The 20,756-nt window shown below is 67.1% G+C and carries 16 protein-coding genes; 10 read left to right on the top strand and 6 right to left on the bottom strand.

Annotated features, from left to right (window positions below; genetic code table 11):
* Positions 1–121: 121 nt before the first annotated feature.
* Both JOE46_RS07650 and JOE46_RS07645 read right to left on the bottom strand, forming a co-directional pair.
* Entirely contained in the window at positions 122–841 is a 720-nt protein-coding gene (locus tag JOE46_RS07650; protein ID WP_209926734.1) for a hypothetical protein, read from the bottom strand.
* Positions 842–1,668: 827 nt separating this feature from the next.
* Positions 1,669–2,076, bottom strand: a complete 408-nt coding sequence (locus tag JOE46_RS07645) for a Zn-ribbon domain-containing OB-fold protein (RefSeq protein ID WP_209926732.1) — start codon at positions 2,074–2,076, stop codon at positions 1,669–1,671.
* A gap of 263 nt (positions 2,077–2,339) precedes the next feature.
* Here JOE46_RS07645 and JOE46_RS07640 point away from each other — a divergent pair, with 263 nt between their 5' ends.
* Both JOE46_RS07640 and JOE46_RS07635 read left to right on the top strand, forming a co-directional pair.
* The gene (locus JOE46_RS07640; protein ID WP_209926731.1) at positions 2,340–4,676 is read left to right on the top strand and encodes a LuxR C-terminal-related transcriptional regulator; all 2,337 of its coding nucleotides are present in this window, start codon (positions 2,340–2,342) and stop codon (positions 4,674–4,676) included.
* A gap of 124 nt (positions 4,677–4,800) precedes the next feature.
* Entirely contained in the window at positions 4,801–7,158 is a 2,358-nt protein-coding gene (locus JOE46_RS07635) for a LuxR C-terminal-related transcriptional regulator (protein WP_209926730.1), read from the top strand.
* A 60-nt stretch (positions 7,159–7,218) separates the two neighbouring features.
* Here JOE46_RS07635 and JOE46_RS07630 read toward each other — a convergent pair whose 3' ends face one another.
* Together JOE46_RS07630 and JOE46_RS07625 are read right to left on the bottom strand one after the other, a co-directional pair.
* Positions 7,219–7,794, bottom strand: a complete 576-nt coding sequence (locus JOE46_RS07630; protein WP_209926729.1) for a CAP domain-containing protein — start codon at positions 7,792–7,794, stop codon at positions 7,219–7,221.
* A gap of 439 nt (positions 7,795–8,233) precedes the next feature.
* Positions 8,234–8,794, bottom strand: a complete 561-nt coding sequence (locus JOE46_RS07625) for a hypothetical protein (RefSeq protein WP_108168851.1) — start codon at positions 8,792–8,794, stop codon at positions 8,234–8,236.
* A 583-nt stretch (positions 8,795–9,377) separates the two neighbouring features.
* On the opposite strand from JOE46_RS07625, the gene JOE46_RS07620 reads away from it, so the two are divergent.
* The 7 genes from JOE46_RS07620 to JOE46_RS07590 all read left to right on the top strand — a co-directional run bounded on the left by JOE46_RS07620 (position 9,378) and on the right by JOE46_RS07590 (position 16,523).
* Complete coding sequence (locus JOE46_RS07620; protein WP_209926728.1) at positions 9,378–9,893, top strand: ClbS/DfsB family four-helix bundle protein; 516 nt, start codon at positions 9,378–9,380, stop codon at positions 9,891–9,893.
* A gap of 264 nt (positions 9,894–10,157) precedes the next feature.
* Positions 10,158–10,781 carry an RNA polymerase sigma factor gene (locus JOE46_RS07615; protein WP_209926726.1) on the top strand — a complete coding sequence of 208 codons (624 nt, stop codon included), beginning with the start codon at positions 10,158–10,160 and terminating at the stop codon, positions 10,779–10,781.
* The gene (locus JOE46_RS07610) at positions 10,774–11,712 is read left to right on the top strand and encodes a hypothetical protein (protein ID WP_209926725.1); all 939 of its coding nucleotides are present in this window, start codon (positions 10,774–10,776) and stop codon (positions 11,710–11,712) included. Before JOE46_RS07615 ends, JOE46_RS07610 begins: the two co-directional genes overlap by 8 nt.
* Positions 11,713–11,877: 165 nt before the next feature.
* Positions 11,878–12,699 (top strand): polysaccharide deacetylase family protein, encoded by an 822-nt coding sequence (locus JOE46_RS07605; protein ID WP_209926722.1) that lies wholly within the window; start codon positions 11,878–11,880, stop codon positions 12,697–12,699.
* 753 nt (positions 12,700–13,452) lie between these two features.
* Positions 13,453–14,877 carry an Ig-like domain-containing protein gene (locus tag JOE46_RS07600; RefSeq protein WP_209926720.1) on the top strand — a complete coding sequence of 475 codons (1,425 nt, stop codon included), beginning with the start codon at positions 13,453–13,455 and terminating at the stop codon, positions 14,875–14,877.
* Positions 14,878–14,971: 94 nt separating this feature from the next.
* Positions 14,972–16,108 carry an alpha/beta hydrolase family protein gene (locus tag JOE46_RS07595; RefSeq protein WP_209926718.1) on the top strand — a complete coding sequence of 379 codons (1,137 nt, stop codon included), beginning with the start codon at positions 14,972–14,974 and terminating at the stop codon, positions 16,106–16,108.
* Positions 16,109–16,133: 25 nt separating this feature from the next.
* Positions 16,134–16,523 (top strand): TetR family transcriptional regulator, encoded by a 390-nt coding sequence (locus JOE46_RS07590; protein WP_097212010.1) that lies wholly within the window; start codon positions 16,134–16,136, stop codon positions 16,521–16,523.
* On the opposite strand, the gene JOE46_RS07585 is transcribed toward JOE46_RS07590, so the two are convergent.
* Positions 16,513–17,253 (bottom strand): ABC transporter permease, encoded by a 741-nt coding sequence (locus tag JOE46_RS07585; protein WP_097212011.1) that lies wholly within the window; start codon positions 17,251–17,253, stop codon positions 16,513–16,515. The genes JOE46_RS07590 and JOE46_RS07585 overlap by 11 nt on opposite strands.
* Positions 17,254–17,292: 39 nt before the next feature.
* A complete protein-coding gene (locus JOE46_RS07580) occupies positions 17,293–19,323 on the bottom strand; it encodes a TPM domain-containing protein (protein ID WP_209926716.1) in 2,031 nt (676 codons plus the stop codon).
* Between the two features lie 489 nt (positions 19,324–19,812).
* On the opposite strand from JOE46_RS07580, the gene JOE46_RS07575 reads away from it, so the two are divergent.
* Positions 19,813–20,754, top strand: coding sequence for an ABC transporter ATP-binding protein (locus JOE46_RS07575; protein ID WP_097212201.1), 942 nt, complete (start codon positions 19,813–19,815; stop codon positions 20,752–20,754).
* Positions 20,755–20,756: the final 2 nt, after the last annotated feature.

Raw genomic sequence — 20,756 nt, 5'->3', positions numbered from 1 at the left:
CGTCGACATCGACATCAAGGTCGCAGCGTTGGGGTGTGGGGGCCGTGTGCTCGGCGCGCGGCGGTCGCGGCGCCGAGCACACGGGGTCTAGCGGCGGGTGCCCAGCACCCGGGTGCTGGATCTAGCTGCCGTTGTTGATGACGCGGGTGATGGTGTCGCCGAGGACGTCGCTGATCGAGCCGGTGGAGCTCATCTGGCCTTGGGAGGAGCCGAGACCGGCACCGTCCGCGCTGCCGAGGACCGCCTCGCCCGGGTTCTTGGCCCGCACGTTGAAGCAGGAGGTGAGGCCAGGCTTGCCGGTTCCGACGCCGACGGTGCCGCCGACGCCGATGCCGCCGCTGGTGACCTTCGTGCCTGCCGCAGTGTTGTCGGGGACCTTGTAGGTGATCTCGGCGGTGACCGGGTTGCCGGAGTTGACGAACCAGCCGGTGCTGTTCATGCTCCAGCCGCCGTCACCGCTGGTCTGCGGGGTGATGTCCTCGGTGGTCTGGCCCTGGGCGAAGTGGTAAGCGGTGACCTTCGCCGAGACGGGGGCGCCGAAGCCGGCAGGCGGGTAGTCGGTGATGGAGTTGACGTACGGGTTACCGATGCTGGTGGTGCCGACGACGATCTTGTAGGTGACGTTGGTGCCTGCGGCGACCTCGGCGGCTGAGACGGTCTTGTCATACGTGTGGGTAATCCACACGGTGCTCCAGTCGTTTTTGGTGTCGTGGCTGGACTGGGCGCAGGCCGGGTCGGCGGCGCTCGCGACGCCTGCTCCTGCTCCGGCCATGAGCAGGCCGGCGGGAAGGGCGGCGGCCGCCGCGAGAGCGGCGATGCGGCGGACTGTGTTCGAAGACATGTATTCCCTACTTTTCGCTGGTGCGGTCAGGTTCGCGTGGCGACCGCGTACTTTCCCGACGCAGGGCTGTCCCGGCGTCGCATTCTCGTCGCCCGCCCCGCGTGTGCCGGGGGAGGCGACCCACTCTCGACCGCCGGTGTGGCGGTCACTGGGGGCCGGTGCACCTCGGGCGTGCACCGGCCCCGAGCCGAGCCGTCAGCTCAGCGAGTGCAGCAGGTTGCCGACCGCGGCGGCATTGCCGAGCGCGGTGAGGACGGAGAGGAAGGTTCCCATTGTTTTCTCCTTGACTCGATTCCTGAATTGGTGCGGCCGCAACCAGGGGGCAGTTGCGGCCGCGACAATTTCTACCACGCCGACACAGGGCTATGTGAGCGAAAAGGAAAAGAAGTATGGCGTGTGTCCAGTTCGCTCGGGAAGGCAAGGGGGAGGGGAGGTTCAATTCACTGTGAGTTCACGGAGTGTTCGCGTCGTGGGCATGCGATCGGCGTGCGTCCGCCCTGCGATATGTGGAGTATAAGTGCTGGTAAATACGTATTTTCATCCACAGCAGAGCTGGGTAGGTGGGACGGGGCCGACTGGGTCTCGGAGCCCTCTGTGTCCGTCGAATGACAACGATAAATTGTTGATCGGAGCAAAAAGTCGGTTAATCAAACCCGGGCCAATGCAGAATTGCCGCCCGGGCCGACATTGTCGGGGGCGGAGTTAATGCATCAGGAATGCGCTATTTGAATGTTCTAATATGAATACTTCTGCATTGTCGGCGTTGGTTCGTTATCGGCCCTTCGGGCTGATCGTTGAAATCTGCACCGGTCTTGGGCGGTTGTGGGTTATGCGGCGGGGAACTCCTGGTCGCGTTCGGCCCCACAGGCGCAGAACACCGGATACTGGTCCCCGGCGGCGGTGTGATCGAACTGAACGCGGACGTGTTGGTCCGAGCGAACCGCGATCTCGCCCTCGAGCCAGGTGCAGATCCAGGGGCCGTCGTCGAGCGCGACGACCGCGAGAAGGCACGGCATCGGATCGCCGCACCTGTCAGGTGACTCGCGATCGACGACCGTCCACGTGCGGATCTCTCCGAGTCCCGTCGACGGGACCTTCGGCAGGTCCTTTCCGCCGCAGGCATCGCACGAGGAGCTTCCTGGACTCAGCAGTGTCGCGCAGCGCGCGCAGTTCCGGATCATCAACACCTCCGGCGACGGATGGGTCGACTGCGGCGGTCGTGTGAGCAAGAGCATCAGGAACCTCGACTTCACGCTGGGCAGAACTGGTGAATCTCATACTTCGCGGGGGCTGTGTCGAGCACCACGGCAGGATGACGGGGGGAGGTACCTGTTTTTGGGCCCCGCCGTCCGCGACCACATCTCGCATCCGCGCGACAGCAAGCGCCCCCATGGCGTTACAGTTCACTCTAAAGTGTCAAGTCGGAGCTTCGCCGCACGAGGCGGATTCCGGTCGATATCGTTCGCGGCCCTGAGCCGGGGGAGAGATGGGAGTGACGATGCCGCCCATCACCCGTGGCAAGGCGGCTGGCAACCTTCCCCTCGAACTGAACAGCTTCGTCGGGCGCCGCAACGAGACGGCCGAGTCGAGGCGACTGTTGTCGTCGTCGCGGCTGTTGACGTTGACCGGTATCGGTGGTGTCGGCAAGACGCGGCTGGCGCTGCGGGTCGGCGCGGACTCGAGACGAGACTTCGAGGACGGTGTGTGGCTGGTCGAGCTCGGCGACCTGCGCGATCCGGCCCTCGTTGCGGGCATGGTGGCCGCCACGATCGCGCCGCGGAACATCTCGAGCGAGCCGCCGCTCGAGATGTTGGCTGGTCATCTGCGTGACCGACGACTGCTCCTGGTGATCGACAACTGTGAACACGTGGTGGATGCGGTTGCGACCCTGGCAATGACCCTGTTGCGACGCTGTCCGGGGCTGCGGATCCTGGCCACCAGCCGCGAGGCCCTCGCGGTCGGCGGCGAAGCCGTGTTGCGAGTCCCGTCGCTCGCGGTACCGGACCCGGACGAGCCGCCGTCGCTGCAGGACCTTGCTCGCTACGAGGCCGCGGCTCTTTTCCTTGAACGCGCTGCCGTCGCGGTGCCCGGTTTCGCCCTCAGTGAGGACAATCGAGTGGCCGTGGCGCAGATCTGTCACCGGCTCGACGGGCTCCCGCTTGCCATCGAGCTGGCGGCGGTCCGGTTGCGGACACTGTCGGCCGAGCAGATTCTCGACCGGCTGTCCGATCGGTATCAGCTGCTCACGGGCGGCCGCAGGGGAGCGCCGAGCCGGCAGCAGACCCTCAGGCTGTCCATCGACTGGAGCCGCGAACTGTGCACCGAAGCGGAACGCGAGCTGTGGGGTCGGTTGACGATCTTCTCCGGCGGGTTCGAACTGGATGCGGCGGAAGGGATCTGCGCCGGTGATCAGCCGGTGGACGAGGTGCTCGACGTGCTGGCCTCGCTCGTCGACAAGTCGATCCTGATCTGCGAGGGCGCGGGGGCGGTGGCGCGCTACCGGATGCTCGAGACACTGCGCGAATACGGCCGCGAGGAGTTGCTCGGCCCGGACGACATCGAGGTCCTCCGTCGACGGCACCTGAGCTGGCACCGGGATCTGGTCTCGACGACGAGATTCGAGTGGATCGGCCCCCGCCAAGTCGAGCTCATGGCCCGACTGGGACGCGAGCAGACGAACCTGCGTGAGGCGCTGCACTTCTGCATGAGCGAGCCGGACGAGGCCGACACGGGCCTGCAGATCTCAGTGGCCCTCTTCCCGTTCTGGCTCTCCCGTGGCCTCCTCCGCGAGGGCAGATACTGGCTCGACTGCGCGCTCGAGCTGCACGGGGACGAACCGTCCGTCGACAGGGTGAAAGCGTTGTGCGCCAACAGTTTGCTCGCCGGCTATCAGGGCGACTTCGCGTCGGCCGCCGCGTTGGCGGCGGCGGGACACGACCTCGCGGAGCACCTGGACGACGACACGATGCGCGTAGCGGTCATCCACGCGAGCGCGTATCTCGCCGCCTTCGCCGGGGATCTGCCGGGCGCGCTCGCCGGCTGGGAGAAGGCTCTCGCGGCGTTCGCGGACCAGGGGAACAACCTCAGGCAGATCTCGACATTGCTCGGACTCACCTTGGCGTCCGGACTGCTCGGCGACGCGGCCAGGGCCATGAGTTACCAAGAAGACGCCCTTGCCATCAGCGAACGAACCGGCGAGTTCGTTTACCGGGCATATGCGGCCTGCGCCCTCGGGCTCGCGCTGTGGGAGGCCGATCCACCGCGCGCCGCCGGCCTTCTCGAACAAGGGCTGCGGCTGTCCCGATCGGCGGACGACATGCTCGCCGCCGCGATGTGTGTGGAGACGCTGGCGTGGATCGCCTGTGCGGAGAATCGTCCCCGACGTGCCGCGCTGCTGCTGGGCGCGGTGGAGACGATGTGGCGGGGGGTGGGCAGCGCAGGAGTGGTTGCCCGCACGCTGCAGGTGCACCACGCGGAATGCGAGCAGCAGACCCGTCGGGTCCTCGGTGAGCGGGCGTTCGAGGGCGCCGTTCAAGAAGGGGCGCGGTGGAGCCCGGAGGAGGCGATCGCGTTCGCGCTCGACGAACTCTCCGAGGCGGAGGATCGGCAGCCTGCGGGGTCGGCATCGGCGCTGACCCAGCGCGAGCGCCAGGTCGCCGAGCTCGTGGCTCAGGGCCTGACCAACAAGGCGATCGCCGCGCAGCTCCTGATCTCCCAGCGCACCGTGCAGGGGCACGTCGAGCAGATCCTCGCGAAGCTCGGATTCGCCTCCCGTATCCAGGTCGCGGCGTGGATGGTCGAGCAGGGATTGAGCAGCAGGCCCGGGAACACCTGACGCCGGAGAACGGCCGGGCGTGTGTCACCGCGGATGAACGCAACAACATGGGCACAACGCCCCTGTTCTTGCCCACCAGGGGTAGTTTCTGTCACACGAACCCGGCGAAACGACAGGACGTTCGATGACGACCTCCGTGAAGGACAAGCCAGGAAACGTGCCGGCCGAGTTGACCAGCTTCGTCGGTCGGCGTCACGAGATAGCCGAGGCGAGGCGGTTGCTGGCGACGTCGCGGCTGGTCACGTTGACCGGCATCGGCGGTGTCGGCAAGACCAGGCTGGCGGTGCGGGTCGCCGCGGAGTCGCGGCGGTCGTTCACCGACGGGGTCTGGTTTGTCGTGCTCGGCGAACTGCACGACTCTGCCCTGTTGGCGGAGACCGTTGCCGCATCCCTTGGGCTGCCGGATCAGCCGGGACGTTCGGTCTCTGACCGGCTGATCGATCATCTCGCCACCCGGCAGACCCTGTTGGTGCTTGACAACTGCGAGCACTTGCTCGGTGCAGTAGCGGAAATGGCACAGAGACTGTTGCGATCGTGTCCGGAGCTGCGGATCCTGGCGACAAGCCGCGAGCTTCTCGGGGTGGACGGGGAGCTGGTGTTGCGGGTGCCGCCGTTGACCGTTCCTGACGCCGTGCAGACCCCGCCACTCGAGGCGATGCCCCAATACGAGGCGGTGGCGCTGTTCGTCGCACGCGCCACTGCGGCTATGGCCGATTTCGCGCTCACCGAGGCCAATTGTGCTGCGGTGGCAGGAATTTGCGGCAGGGTGGATGGACTTCCGTTGGCGATCGAGCTGGCGGCGGTGCGGATCCGGGCGATGTCGGTCGCGCAGATCATGGAACGCCTGACCGACCGGTACCGGCTGCTGACGGTCGGTTCTCGGGTGGCACCGACCCGGCTACAGACGTTGCGGTCGTGTGTGGACTGGAGCTACGAGCTGTGCACCGCGCGAGAGCAGCAGGTGTGGGCGTGGCTGTCGGTGTTCGTGGGCGGTTTCGAGCTCGATGCGGCCGAGGGGGTGTGTCCCGAGGGTCTGGTCGCCGACGATTTTCTCGACGCGGTCGGCTCGCTCGTGGACAAGTCGATCCTGGTACGTGAGCAGGTCGGGGAGGTCGTGCGTTTCGGCATGGTCGAGACGATCCGCGCGTACGGCCGGGAGAGGTTGCGCGAGTCCGGCGACTACCTCCGGGCTCAGCGGGGGCACCTCGCCTGGTACGAACGGCTGGTGCTGCAGGCGCAGTCCGAGTGGATCAGCGCCCGCCAGATCGACTGGATCGACCGACTCGATCGGGAGCGGCCGAACCTACGGGAGGCGCTGACCTTCAGTCTCACCGAGTCGGTGGTCGAGACCGATCCGGACGCGAACGCGCACATCGTCAATGCCCTGTGGCTGTTCTGGTCGTACCGGGGCCTGCTGGCGGAGGCCAGGCATTGGATGGGCCGCGCTCTGGCGAGCTCCGACGATGCGCAGACCGTGGAACGGCCGTTGACGTTGTATGGCGACTGCGTGTTCGCGGGAATGCAAGGGCAACTCGACGACGCCGCGGAGAGGGCGGCGCGGTGTCGCGCGCTTGCGGAACAGCGCGGAGACGCGGAGTCGCTCGAGATGGCGAACTATGCGAGCGGGTATCTGGCCGTGTTCAGCGGAGACCTAGTCGCGGCGGTCGAACCGTTCCAGGCCGCACTCGACAGTGCATATGCGGCCGAGTCTCACTTGGCGGGAACCGGGCTCCGCATCGCCCTGGTGACAGGCGGACTTCTCGGCCTGGCAATCGCGACTGGACTGTCGGGGGACCAGGAGGCGGCCGCCAAGTGTCACGAGCAGATCCTCGCGATCACCGCCCCGCGAGGTGAGTTCTCCTTCCGCGCGTACTCGTCGTGGGCTCTCGCGGTGACCACGCTGCAGGCCGGCGAGACCGATCGGGCCGCAACTCTGCTGGAACAGGCGTTGCGGCTGCTCCGGCAGCTCAAGGATCCGGTCATGACGGGATGGTGCCTGGAGTCGTTGGCCTGGATCGAGATCCGCGGAGGCGAGCCGATGCGTGCCGCGGTCCTGATGGGTGCCGCGGAGACGCTCGCACAGACGGTGGGACGATTCTCCGTGACCCTCCCGTACATGCTCGGGAACCACGACGAGTGCGTGCAACTGACCCGTGACGCGCTCGGGGACCGCGCCTACGGTGAAGCATCTCGAACCGGTGCCGCCATGAGCCTTGACGAATCCATCGCGTACGCCCTCGGGGACGCCCACACCGACAAGCCCCGGACGGCACCGGTCGCATCCGTGTTGACCCCGCGCGAATCCGAGGTGGCAGGCCTGGTCGCGGCCGGCCACACGAACAAGGTGATCGCCTCGATGCTGGTGATCTCACCCCGCACCGCCCAGGGCCACGTCGAACACATCCTGGCCAAGCTCGGGTTCACTTCCCGGACCCAGATCGTGGCCTGGATCGCCGAGAATCAGTTGGATCGGCAGGCCTGATCCGGGTGGCCCCGGGCCGGTGACGACTCCTCGTCGGTTGATGAGACCGCCCGTCCTCGCTCAGTACCGGGCGAAGTTCTGGGTGGCCCAGGCCCGGCCGTCCGGTCCGACGTAGTAGCCGACTCCGATGTCGGTGATGTCGGGGTTCAGCATGTTCGCGTTGTGGCCCGGTGAGTTGATCCACTGCTTGACGAGCTGGTCGGCCGAGGCCTGCTTCCAGTTCTGGAGCACGTTCTCCGACGCAACTCGCCAGCCCTGCGGGATCTCCTTGCTGTAGGCCGGGTTGTGCGACAGCGTCCCGGCCTTCGCGAGCCGGCCGCTCCACGACTGGGCGACCTCTGACATGTCCGCGTTGAACTTCAACGGGGGCAGGCCGTTCCGCTTGCGGTGTTCGTTGGTCAGCCTGGCGATGTCCGCCGCCATCTGATCGGCAGCGCGATCCGCCGTCTGATCGGCGGCGCGATCCGGCGTCGACGGGCGAGGGGAGGCCTCGCAGTCCGAGGATCCGAACAGCGAACCGATTTGCTCGATGAAGCTGCACGAGGACGAGCTCGAACCGAATGCCTCGGAGGACTCCTGGGCCGCCGCTGTGGTGGGCCCCGCCAACGCCGCCCCGGCGACGATCGCCGAGATCAATGCGGTATGTAGGACCCTGTGTGATGAACGAATAGTTCTGCGCTCCTGCGGTATTGGGCTTGCGTCACGACGTTGCGCGCAAATGACGGCCCAACCTTAGATGATCTGCGCGACAGCGCTGGACGACTGACCGGTTTGCGTATCGACGGTGTCACGCGGGCATGTCGCCACACCGAAGAATGGGTCGCAAATGTCGCATATGTACCGAATTTCGGCCTGATTCACATACGAAATCATGAGTATGCCGGGCGAAACTTGTGTCAATCAGTTCATGTGGGTTGGTGTCTCGTGACCGGGGCAAAGAGCCACGTGGAATCCGGACGCATTGGCGTGCGACGAGGACCTCGCGGTGGTCGGTGTGTACGCGAACCGATACCGGAGGTCCTCGCCAACTTCGTCATGCCACGCTGGTCGGAACCTGCCTGGGAACTACCTGGTTTCAGGACCCGAACAGATTCCCCAACGAACCACTTGCGCTTGCGCTCTTGGCCACCGAGATGGTTGGGCCCTTGTCCGGGTAGTTGCCCGCGCCGAGCGATCCCGAGTATTTCATGGAGGTGTTCAACGCGACATCGCGGTCACAGTTGGCGCCGACCTTGTACGAGTACACCATGGTGCGCGGCGAGGTCGAGTTCACAAGCCAGCTGCCGACGACCTTCGCAGATGTCGGATCCGAGTTGGTGAGTGCCGTTTGGACCCCGTCGATCTTCAGGTCTACGAAGGTCAGGCATGCCGGGTGGACGTCCGTCATCTCTTGGATGGTCTCGTCGCCGGTCTCGGCGTTGGGGACGCGGCTGAACGTGGTCGACACCGAGATGGTCTCGCCCACGGCGGGCGTCACGTTGCTGATCGTGCGGGTGAATGTGCTGCCGCCGTCCCACCAGTTGACCGAACCCGGCGCAGCACTTGCCATTCCAACGCCAGCGGTGAGCGCCAACCCGGCCGCCACCGCGAACGCGCTCACACCACCGATCACGCGACGGGAGTTGCTCTGAATCATTGTTTTCCTTTCATGGAAGGATCTGGAAGGCCCCCCGACTTGATTCCGGGCATCAAGAGGGTCATTGCAGAATCCGTGTCCTCTTTGAGTAGGGATAGAGCCTGGCTGCGGAACCCGTGCACCGCAGGCCGTAAGGGATTCGCTCAACGTTCCAACCAGCTCGGCACCGGAGGACGAGAACCTACGGTCGCCAACCAGCGGACCTGCAGCCGTCAGAAGCGACCTGAGCAACTGAACGAGTTTGGTCCGGCAACTGAGCGAAGTAATGCACTCACGAGATCGTGCCAATCGATCCCGGTTCTCCCTCCGTTCATGTGAATCGAATGGGGGTGTGACCTATGCCACGGCTTCGTAAGCTAGCGCCGGACCGGCGCCGGGCATATCCGCCATGCTGCAGGTGAGGGATGCGGCGACCATTTCCGACACCGGTCGCGAACTCCAGCCTGGAGCACGGCAGCCGATGACGAATGGTCGGCGACGATGGCTCGCGGTCGCGCTGATGCTTGCATGCCAACCGTGGCATGCGGTTTCGCCTCGATTGGGCCGATATGGTGGGCGCAGGTGCAGGGTGAAGGGAGTTTCGATGGCAGTGCCGCAGTCCAAGGTCGAGTTGCTCGATGCCATCGGCGACAGCTACTGCAAGCTCACCCGTGATCTCGAGCGCGTCCCGCCGGAACTGGCGCGAGAGTCGACGCTGCCGGGGCATGCGGCGGGAACGATGATGAGTCCGGCCGACCTGGTTGCTTACCTGATCGGATGGAACGAGCTGGTGCTGTTGTGGTTCGAGATCCGCGGCCGGGGTGACGAACCGAGCTTTCCCGCCCCGGGCTTCACATGGAATCAGCTCGGCGAGCTGGCTCAGAAGTTCTACAGCGACCACGCCGCCGAATCGTGGACAGGTCTGCTGGCACGCTTCGCGGCGGCCGAAGAGCAGGTGATCGCACTGGTCGAGTCCATGAGCGACGATGAGTTGTACGGTGCGTCATTCCACCGCAGCTACACCGCCGGCCGGATGATCCAGTTCAACACCTCGTCGCCCTACACAAACGCTCGTCGACGTATCCGCGCCTGGCTGCGCGAGCGAATTTCCATGCCCTGATCAGGTTGCCGAACATACAGCCGACATGATCGAGGGGGGTCCCCACCACCGCGCAGTTCCCGCAATGGCTGTGACCGAAAACACTCACCGTGAGCGATTCATCGACCGCCACCAGGCGCAGCGCCCTTCGCAGGTGAGTGTTCACGGGCACCGCGCCACGATGGGCGCCCCATCGACCTCAAGACTGAGGATGAGTTGTCCAGTGTCGGGGTCGCCGGCTGCGCACGCCGTGAACCGGGAGAGGCGTCGGTGACAAGTAGGCATGTGGACACTGATGCACTCCGCGAGGTCCCAGCCCCGCGAGACAATGAGCTGATCGCCCGGTCGCTGACGGATCCGGACGCCTTCGCGGGCATCTTCGATCGTCATTTCGGCACGATTCACCGCTACCTCGCTCGTAGGGCAGGGGCGGATGCTGCGGATGATCTCGCCTCGGACGTGTTCACGATCGCGTTCGGTAGACGGGTCGGTTTCGATCTCGAGTACGAGCAGGCGTTGCCCTGGCTGTACGGCATCGCAGGCAATCTGCTGCACGGGAACCGTCGCCGCCTCCATAGGGAGGTCGCCCTGCTCGCCCGTCACGCGAGGCCCGAGGCCCCGGTGGCCTTCGAGGAGCGGGTCGACAGTTCGCTCGATGCCCGGCGTGAGTTCCTGGCGCTCGAGCGCCGACTCCGGCGATTGCCGCAGGCCGATCTCGACACGCTGCTTCTCCATGCGTGGGAGGACCTCAGCTATGCCGAGATCGCCGAGGCGCTGCAGATCCCGATCGGAACCGTTCGGTCTCGCTTGAACCGACTCCGACGCAAGCTCCGTGAACCGGACGGCGTCGATCCCGCAAGAACAGGACGACAACAGACCGAGTCGAGGCAAGGAGAAGGGGATGCGTGATTTCACGGAGATCCGCGATCGGCGACCCGAGCCGCAACCTCCCCGCGACGAGGTCGTCCTCCGAGCGAGAGAGAACCTGATGCGCACCATCGAGACCGAGACCGCCCCGCAGCCACCCGCCGTCGAGGCCACTGATTCCCCCGCCCCGGTCGTTCGACTCGACCAGCGCCGACGGCGGATCTGGCGGGTCGTGGCCGGCGTGGGTGCCGCCGCCTGCGTTGCTGTCGCCGCGTCGATATTCGTCGTCGGAGACGACGGACTCGGCCAGTCCGGGCAGGTGCAGGTCCTTGCGGCCGGCCCGCATTTCACCCTGCAGAAGGCGGCGACCCGGGTGGCGGAGACGTCTTATTTGGTCGGGGCCGGACCGATCCGGCAACAGCAGTTCGTCAACCTCACCGACGAGGGCCAGCCGACATACGACAGATACGTGCGCCCGGACGGAACCGCCCTCGTCGGCAAGGCCGGGGGCGACCTTCAAGAAACGTCCGGGTACCTGACGAACGCGCAGTTGGCCGAGCTCCCCGCCGACCCCTACCAGCTGCGGACACGAATGTTGAGCCTGTCGAGCGAGCTGGGGCTGGGGTATCCCGGGGAGGCTCCGGATCGGGCGCTGTACCGGTTGGCGACCGAACTGCTGCCTGACCCGGGTGTCACCCCCGAGGTCAAGGCGGGGATCTACCGGGTGCTGGCCGACCTCGACCTCGAGGCGATCAGCGCGCGTGACCTGGGCGTCGGCGCGGACCGGGCAGGGCGGCCCGGCGACGTCCTCGAGTTCACCTTCGAGGAGGGCTACGTAGACCGGCTGGTGATCGACCCCCAGACCGGAGCGTTGCTCAGCACCGAAACGGCGGACCGCGAAGGGCAGCCTGCCGGCGGTCAGGTCTACGTATCGGCCGAGATGGTCGACACGATGCCACTGGCGCCCGCCTGAGAGTTCATCGACGGAACTGCCTCGGCGGTCCCCCGGGACGCGCCGAGGCAGTTGTTCGCACGGCGGGCTCGGGCGGATCCGACGCCACGTCGGCTTGACGTCGACGTGAGTCATCGATCCCGAGTTGGCCCGCACACCACAACATCGAAGGTCCATAACCACAACATGTTTCAACCACAATTCGACAGACGGTCCTTCCTGGCCATGTTCGCCGCGGCAAGCGCAGTCAGCTCCGGTTGCGCGCCGACCTCCTCCGCCCAACTGGGGACGGCGACACCAGCAGAGCCAGCCGCCCCGGCACCAGCAACGTCGCCGAGCAGCACCCAGCCAGCTCCGCTACAAGGTCCGCCACCCCGGTCCGCGCGGGTGCCCGTCCCCGGCGGAGCGGTCACCGCCATTCCTGGCCAGGGCAACAATCTGGCACTGACCGTCGATGACGGGGCGAGCTCCGAGGTCGTCGGCGCCTACATCCGATTCGCACGCGACAGCGGCGCCCGTTTCACCTTCTTCGTCACCGGCGTCTACGACTCGTGGACCGATCACAAGGCGGAACTCCGCCCGCTGGTCGAGTCCGGCCAGATCCAGCTGGCCAACCACACCTGGGACCACCCCGACTTGACGTCATTGTCCGCCACTGCGATCTCGTCGCAGTTCGCTCGCACCAAGGCGTTCCTGCGCAACACCTTTGGCGTCGACGGCACCCCCTACTACCGACCCCCGTTCGGATACCGCAACAGCACCGTCGACGACATCGCCGCGGACCACGGATACACCGTCCCCACCCTCTGGTACGGCTCATTGTCCGACTCCGGTCTGATCACAGAGCAATACCTGCTCGAATGCGCGCACAGGTACTTCAACCCCCAGACGATCATCATCGGACACGCGAACCATCCGCCGGTCACCCACGTCTACGGCGAACTCCTCGACATCATCCGTGACCGGAACCTGGCGATGGTCACCCTCAACGACATCTTCACTAGCTGACATCACCACCTACCGACCTACCAACCCACACTGCACGGATACGGATCACTCTCACCCACAACAGGATCAAGGAAAACTAGGCCCTCGCTGCTGCCACAGCTGCGACCGTAGTTCTACGTCGGCGTCTGCGACGTGACCCCAGAGATGAGCGCGCGCTACGAATACGAGATCGATACCGCGCGCGAACGACGTGTGGCAGGCCGAGGTGGCGCGAAACCTGGCCGCTCAGAACGCAGGATAGGGCGCCGGCCAGCCCTCACGGCGTGCGGGTTCGCACCGGTCCGCACCGTCTGCCTGACGCGACAACGCCCGGACGGGCCCGCGGCGACGACTCCTCGCTCACGTCTGCTCGTCAGTCGTCAAGCGCGCGCCTCCCTACCGGTCGCGACCCGGACACGGATCCGGGCCCGCGAACCCGCCGCCGACCGAACAAATACCAACTTCAATGACCACGATCGGGCTCTGCTGTCACCACAGCTAGTTGTCACGCCACCGGTCAGGGATCCGGGAGTTGCCAGCACCGATGACGATTCACACCCTCCCTGGGAGCGCGGGCGAAGACAGGTACTTCCCCCCGTCATATAGCCGGTATCCCCGGTGTTCGCCCGGCGTTACCTTTCCATGGTGTGGCGCAGGACACAGTTGCTCCTACATCCGTTTCCGAGTTGCTTTGAACGCGAGCGGAACTGATCAACCTGCGTTGCGCAGTGCCGCCCCAGTCGCGGGCTCGCAACTACTCGGAGAGGACTTCACATGGCTGTACCTGTTTTCCGGATCACCTCGTTAGCCGTGGGGCTGTTGTTGATCGGCGGCACCGCGTCCGCGGCACCCACGTCCACCTCGTTCAAGAACGCCTGCCAGGCCAGCGCGATGCTCACCGTGCACAAGGTGGCCGACACGTCGATGACCGTCGACGCGCCGGCATCGGTGACGGCGGGTGAGACGTTCACCTACCGCATCCAGCCGGGTGGAAGTTCATATCCGGATGGCGATTCCGGTGCCACGACCACCAACGTCTCCCGGTTGAAGGTGGACTACGAGATCCCTGCGAACGCCACATTTGTCAGTGCGAATGTGGTCGCCGGTACCGGGATCAACCTCGACAACGTGGCGCCGAGCGTACTGCGGGTGAACACCGCGGGCAGCCCCGACGCTGCTGGTCCGATCCTGCGACTCTCGGGTAACAACGAGTTGATCGGCAACAGTCCGTCGTCGAGTACCAACAGCGAGGGCGGCATCCGGGCGCCGAAGCTCAAGAAGAACCTCGACGGCAGTGACAACGCCAACGGGGAAAGCTGGTTCCGGCTCCCCGCTGTTGACGTCACCGTCGTTGCCGGTACCTCCGGTGTCATCACCCCGAAGGTTCGCACCGCCGGTGGCGCGGGTAGCTACAACAACGACGAGAACTACTACACCTTCCTGCCCCTCGCGACTTTCTTCTGGAGCAACCAGTGGGCGCCGACCCGTTGCACGCCTCGTGACGCGCAGGGTTCGGCATTGAATGCGGGTGCGGGCGCGCTGGCCACGATCACCGTCGGCTCGGCGGTCTCCGATACCACCACCACGCTGAAGGTCCCGGCCACCGCCAAAACCGGCACCGCCGTCGACCTCACCGCCACCGTCGCGCCCGTGGGCGCCACCGGCACCGTCCAGTTCAAGGACGGCACCAACAACATCGGCAACGCCGTCCCGGTGAACAACGGCACCGCCACGCTCAAGCACACCTTCACCGCGGATGGCGCGCACGCCGTCACCGCTGTCTACAGCGGTGACGCCGCGAACAAGCCGTCCACCTCGGCCGCGGCGACCGTGACCGTCAGCACCGACCCGGTGATCGTCGACACCACCACCACGCTGAAGGTCCCGGCCACCGCCAAGACCGGCACCGCCGTCGACCTCACCGCCACCGTCGCGCCCGTGGGCGCCACCGGCACCGTCCAGTTCAAGGACGGCACCAACAACATCGGCAACGCCGTCCCGGTGAACAACGGCACCGCCACGCTCAAGCACACCTTCACCGCGGATGGCGCGCACGCCGTCACCGCTGTCTACAGCGGAGACGCCGCCAACAAGCCGTCCACCTCGGCCGCGGCCAGCGTGAACGTCTCCGGCGGTGGTAACCCGGGTGGTAACCCCGGCGGCACCGGATCACTCGGTACCGGATCACTCGGCTCCTGACAGCACACCGACGAACGCCCTCACCCGCCGGATGGGGGCGTTCGTCGATCCGTGAACGCGCCGTCATGGCGCCTCGATTGCCAGGGGAATTGCCATGTTCATCGGTTCGATTCGCGCTGCGAGTGGTGTCGTCGCCATCTCGCTGGCTGCGCTCGTCGCCCTGCCGGTCGCCCCATCCGCGCTGGCCGCACCGGACACCGCAAGCTCGGGCAGCGCGAGCGGCAGCCTGGACGGTAGTAGTGGCGGGGCCAGTTCCGGCGGGGGCAGCGTCAGTTCGGGGTCGACGATCCCCGGTCCGCTCCAGAACGAGCACCCGCCGTTGCCCGCACTTCGCGACGACATCGCCACCGCGGGAATCGTCGGTGAGGAGCGCAAGTCCGAGCAGCTCGTCCGCTTCACGGTGGCCTCGCCCGCGTTGCGCCGCACCGTCGGCGTGGAGGTTGCGCTGCCGCGAGACAACTCGGTGCCCAGGCCCTCGATCTACGCGCTCGAAGGGGTCGACGCGGGGGAGGACACCAGCGGTTGGGTGACCATGGGCGGAGTGCCGAAGTTCTTCGCGGACAAGAACGTCAACGTCGTGATGGTCAACGGCGGTGTCTCCGGCATGTACACCGACTGGGACCGGGCCGACCCGGGCGTCGGCCTGCACAAGTGGGAAACGTTCGTCACCGGGGAACTGTCGCCCCTGATGGACGCGCGGCTGAAGACCAACGGTGTCAAGTCGCTGATGGGCGCCTCCATGGGAGCGCAGGGGGCGATGATGCTCGCCACCCGGCACCCCGAGATGTACCGCGGCATCGCGGTGTTCAGCGGCTGTTACTCGACGACCGATGACCTGGGGCGTCTGAGCGTGCTGGCGACGGTGTCGTCGAGGGGCGGCGACCCGGCGAATGTCTGGGGCGAGTTCGCCGGGCCGGAATGGGCTGCGCATGATTCACTGCGCAATGCGGAAGCCCTGCGCGGCAAGGACATCTACGTCTCGGTGGCATCCGGGTTGCCAGGCCGGTACGAGACGCCCGACCTGGCGGACTACAGCCGCAGGGTGGTCATCGGTGGATCCATCGAGGCGGCGGCGAATGCCTGTACCCACAGGCTCCAGTCCCGGCTACGGGACCTGAACATCCCCGCGACGTTCGACTTCGAACCGAGGGGAACCCACGCCTGGATCTACTGGGAGAACCAGCTATCCAAGGCGTGGCCGACCCTCGCGCGCTCGCTCGGGCTCGCCTAGCCATCTTCCTGCGAAGGAGAATCTCGTGCTCGACGATCGGTACGACCCCGTGTTGACGGCGGCGATCGCGGAGCAGCCACGCGACCTGCCCCCGTTCACCCGGGCTGCTCGCGGCATCCGTGCGGCCTGGAGGACGCTGCCCGAACCCGATGCGCCGATGATCCGGCGGCGGATTCGTATCGCGGCGAGCACGCCCTCTCTCCGCGGGGACGTGTGGCGATCGACGGGAAACACCGAGCGCGCCATCATCGAGCAGCTCGTCGCCGACGGCGCGACCGGCGACGTGGCACGCGTGGCCGCGTCATCCGTGCTGGCCGCGCTGGTCGCCGGGCTGTTCATGTGGGCCGATGACGAGCGCAGCACCCTCGCCGACGCGATCGAGCGGGCGCTCGACGTGATCGAGGTCAGCGCCTGACCGCGGCACGGGCCACCAGCTCCATCGTCACGGCCACCGCGCAGGTCTGCGCCAACAGGAGCCCGACGAGCACCAGGATCTGCACGGCCCCGGCCTGAATCGCCGATCCACTGGCGAGCAGCACGCCGACAAAGGCGCCGGGAAGGGTCACCAGACCTACCGTGCGGGTCTGGTCGAGACCGGGCAGCAGCGCGTCGGACGCAGCCGTGTGGATCACCTCCATCCGCGCGTCCCGCACGCTCAGGCCGAGGCTCAACGCGGCCTCGACCTCCCCGCGCCGCTGATCGATGGCGTCGAGCGCGCGCTTGGCCGCGAGCGACGTGGCGGTCATCGCGCCACCGAGCACGATGCCCCCGATCGGGATCAGGGCCACCCCCTCCAGCGGAACCACCCCGCTGATCAGCATCAACGGCAGTACGGCCGTGATGCCGGCCGCGAGGGCCAGAGCCAGCCATCCGCCCGATCGGCCGGAGCCCGATCGGCGCGCGGCGGTGGCCGAGGCCGCGACATACATCAGGACCAGGACGGCCACCGCCGACCACAGGTGCCGCAGCGCGGCCGCCAGTACGACGGAGACGACAGCCAACTGCAGAGCGCCCCGGAGCGCCGCCCGCGGCACCGTGAGCGGAGGGTCAAGTGCCGCAACCCGGTACACCACAGCGGCGATCGCGGCCATCGCCACACAGACGACCGCCAGCGCCGGGCCGGGCTGCGCCAGCGCGGAGCTCACGGCCGATCTCCGGTCGTCGGCGCCCGCATCGGCCGGGCCCTAGAACCGCCCGCTGCGACTGATCCGTCCGGAGCTGCTCGGACCGCCGAACGAGCCGGGGCCGCGGCCGCCTCCGCCGCCTCCGCCGCCGCGATTGCCCCAGCCGCCGCTCATCCCGCCGCGCATCATCGAATCGATCAGGATGCCGCCGAGGATCGCGCCGGTGTTGCTCCCGGAGTTCCGTGGCTGCCTGCTCGCCTCCCATGTCTGCACGTCGCCCTGCGCGAGTCGCAGTGCCCGGGCGCCGAGGTCGCCCGCGGCCTTCGCATGCTGCAGCGCCTTCGCCGGGTCGGACTGGCTGAGCTGACGGGCGGCGTCGAAGTGGCGTTCCGCCTCAGAGAGCCGGGTGCGGGCCTCCGCACCGACGGCGCCGCGGCGGGTGTTGACGTAGTCCTTGGCCGCGGTGATCTGCGACTGGGCGACCGTGAGGTCCTGGGCGAGGCGCTGCGCGGCCCGCTCGGTCTGCTCCTTGGCGTCCATCGCGGCGGCCAGCACGGTGTCGAGTTCGTTGTCCGCCTTGACGATCGCGTTGAACGCCCCGAGCGGGTCGCTCTCCTTGAGGGCGTCGGCCTGTGCCAGCGCCGCCTCCGTCGCGGCCTTTGCCGACGCGAGGGGCGGGCCGCCGTGCTGGGCCAACGCGGACGCGGCCGCGATGTCCTTGCGGGCGTCGTCGAGGACCGCGTGCAGAGTGGCGATGGCGGTACGGATGTTGTCCGCGGCGTGGTCGACGCCGTCGAGCAGCTCCCGGACCTGTGCGATCGCACCCTCCGCGGCCCGGATCGCGACGACGGCGGGACCCTGCTTACCCGCGGGCAGGGCGGCCGCTTCACGGCCTGCGGTGATGTTCTGGTCGGCGAACGTCAGCTGTTGCTGCGCCATCGCGACATTCCCCGACACCGACGCGAGTGCGGGCGCGGGGAACTCGTTCTGCAGTCCGGCGAGCGTGGTCTCCGACTGCGGGACCCGGACGGTCAGCTCCACGACGTCCTGGGTGAGGGCGTCGAGACGGGCGGGCGCGTCGAGGAGCAGGTCGCGCATCCCGTCGAACTCCGTCACCCGCGAATTGAGCTCCTTGTCGGCCCGGCTGCACGTCGAGATCAGCTGGATCAGCATGTCCCGCTTCTGATCCGGTGTTTCGGGGATGTCGTCGTCCAGGCGCTGGCGGAGGGTGAACGCCGAGGCGAGGGTGGTCTTCGCGGTGTCGTAGGCGGCGGTGAACGGCGCGGTCGCCTGGTCGCCGAACTCGCCGCGAGCCAGGTTCAGCTCCTCCTCGCTGGTACGGATCGCGTTGTCCGTCTCGACCAGCACCTCCTTGGCCCTGGCATCGAGGGTCTCGATCGGCAGGGCCGCGATGGCGGTCGGGTTCGTCCAGTCGACGTCCTTGGCCGCCTCGATGCCCTGTCGGATCCGCTCACCCTTCTTGCGGCGGGAGTACAGCACCACGCCGCCGGCCCCGACGAGCACGACGCCGCCACCGATGAGCAGGTATTTGGCGGTGGATCCGGGCCCCGACGAGCTCATCGCGTCGTCGATTCCGCCCGCGGCCGCGATCGCGGCGCCGGCCCAATCATCTTGTCGCAGAGCGGGAACGATGGCGTCCTGCTCGATGCTGTCGATCTCGGCGGAGCTGACGTTGCTCAGGTTCGGCGGCAGGTCGAGGGCGTAGGCGCGGTCTTCGGTCGCCACCGCCAGCAGCGCGCTGGTGTCGCCGAGCCCGCTCTGCTGCGCCGTCTTGCTCGCCCATTGCCCGGCATCTATGCCGTCGAAGCTCGCGACATAGGTCACCCAGAGCTGCACGTGCTGCTCGTCGAAGAGCGCGTCGAGCGCGGCCCGCACGTCGGCGCGCTCGACGTCGTCGAGGGCGCCGACCCGATCCGAGATCTGGCCAGGCATCCGGAACGGCGCCTCGGCACCCGCCACGCCCGGCAGGCAGATCAGGCCGAGCAGCGCCAGCACGGAGGCCGTTGCCGCGGCGATCGAGATGCGGTGGGAGACGTGTCGACCGCGAGCGTGCGACTGTGCGAGTGCCATGGCACTGAATCTATCGGCATCGGCGGAATTCGCGCTGTGATCCGACGGCCGCGCCGCCGTCGCCGCGGAACGGGACGGAGTTCGGGGCTTCCCGGGAGAAACAGGTACCCGCCCCGGTCATGTGGCGGGTATGCGCGGCAACGGCCTGGCGCTATCTTTCGATGCCGTGGCGCAGGTCACATCCCATGGGAAACGCACAAACGGAGGATGAAGTGGAAATCATCGGAACGATCCTGGCGCAGTTCAAGATGGCTTCGTTGCTCGGATCCAACTTCCTTCAGCTGCTCACGTCGTTCAGCTGACGACAGCACCCTGACGAACGCCCCCACGATCGGGTGGGGGCGTTCGTCGTCGCGGCACCCGGATCAGGCGGTCCGGGTGGATGTTCCGGCGGTCCTGCCGATCGCCGGGCGGGGATGACAGATGTCATGGGTGGATCGTGACGTCCGACAGGTCCGTCACGGTCGGTTTCGCAGCAAGGTCGATGGCATGACCACACCAGCGATCCAACTCAGAGATCTGCGTAAGAGGTTCGCCGTCAGGGGCGGCCGTCCCGTGCAGGCCGTCGACGGACTCGATCTCACTGTCCAGCCCGGTGAGATCGTCGCCTTTCTCGGGCCCAACGGTGCGGGTAAGACGACCACCATCGACATGATGCTCGGCCTGGCGGTTCCCGATTCCGGCGACGTCTCTTTGTTCGGCGGTGCACCGGCCGAGGCGATCGCCACTGGCCGGGTGTCCGCAGTCCTGCAGAGCGGCGGGCTGCTCAAGGACCTCACCGTCGAGGAGACCGTCCGTCTCGTCGGCGCGTTGTTCGCCACCACTCGGCCGGTCGAGGAGGTGCTGGCCAGGGCAGGAATCGCCGAGATCGCGGGCCGGCTGGTGGGCAAGTGCTCCGGCGGCCAGCAGCAGCGACTGCGGTTCGCGCTCGCACTGCTGCCGAATCCGGATCTGATCGTTCTCGACGAGCCCACCACCGGCATGGATGTCGAGGGCCGCCGCGAATTCTGGAACGCCATGCGCGAGGACTCCAGTCGCGGACGCACCGTCCTGTTCGCCACCCACTATCTCGACGAGGCCGATGCGTATGCGGATCGGATCGTGCTGGTCCGGCAGGGCCGCGTGGTGGCCGATGGCAGCGCGGCGGAGATCAAGAACCTCGCGTCCGGCCGGGTGATCAGCGCGACCCTGCCCGGCGCCGACCAGGGTCGGCTGCTCGCCATCGACGGTGTCGACGAGGTGGAGCTGCGCGGCGAGCGGCTCGTCGTGCATGCGAAGGACTCCGATGCGGTGGCCCGATACCTGCTGACGCACACCGACGCCCGGGACCTGGAGATCGCCTCGAAGGGACTCGAGGACGCGTTCCTCGCGCTCACCACCGAAACCGCACCGCACGCGTCCGCCTCCGACTACGTCACCCAGGGAGTCTGATC

This window comes from Rhodococcus sp. PvR099 (genome assembly GCF_017833315.1).
In the GTDB taxonomy this organism is placed as follows: domain Bacteria; phylum Actinomycetota; class Actinomycetes; order Mycobacteriales; family Mycobacteriaceae; genus Rhodococcus_G; species Rhodococcus_G oryzae.
This window is presented reverse-complemented; position numbering and strand designations above follow the sequence as displayed.

Coding starts and splice junctions, on each gene's coding strand:
- JOE46_RS07620 (WP_209926728.1), top strand. CDS start 9,378: ATGGCAGTGCCGCAGTCCAAGGTCGAGTTGCTCGATGCCATCGGCGAC.
- JOE46_RS07605 (WP_209926722.1), top strand. CDS start 11,878: ATGTTTCAACCACAATTCGACAGACGGTCCTTCCTGGCCATGTTCGCC.
- JOE46_RS07645 (WP_209926732.1), bottom strand. CDS start 2,076: ATGCTCTTGCTCACACGACCGCCGCAGTCGACCCATCCGTCGCCGGAG.
- JOE46_RS07600 (WP_209926720.1), top strand. CDS start 13,453: ATGGCTGTACCTGTTTTCCGGATCACCTCGTTAGCCGTGGGGCTGTTG.
- JOE46_RS07625 (WP_108168851.1), bottom strand. CDS start 8,794: ATGATTCAGAGCAACTCCCGTCGCGTGATCGGTGGTGTGAGCGCGTTC.
- JOE46_RS07575 (WP_097212201.1), top strand. CDS start 19,813: ATGACCACACCAGCGATCCAACTCAGAGATCTGCGTAAGAGGTTCGCC.
- JOE46_RS07650 (WP_209926734.1), bottom strand. CDS start 841: ATGTCTTCGAACACAGTCCGCCGCATCGCCGCTCTCGCGGCGGCCGCC.
- JOE46_RS07640 (WP_209926731.1), top strand. CDS start 2,340: ATGCCGCCCATCACCCGTGGCAAGGCGGCTGGCAACCTTCCCCTCGAA.
- JOE46_RS07580 (WP_209926716.1), bottom strand. CDS start 19,323: ATGGCACTCGCACAGTCGCACGCTCGCGGTCGACACGTCTCCCACCGC.
- JOE46_RS07635 (WP_209926730.1), top strand. CDS start 4,801: ATGACGACCTCCGTGAAGGACAAGCCAGGAAACGTGCCGGCCGAGTTG.
- JOE46_RS07610 (WP_209926725.1), top strand. CDS start 10,774: ATGCGTGATTTCACGGAGATCCGCGATCGGCGACCCGAGCCGCAACCT.
- JOE46_RS07595 (WP_209926718.1), top strand. CDS start 14,972: ATGTTCATCGGTTCGATTCGCGCTGCGAGTGGTGTCGTCGCCATCTCG.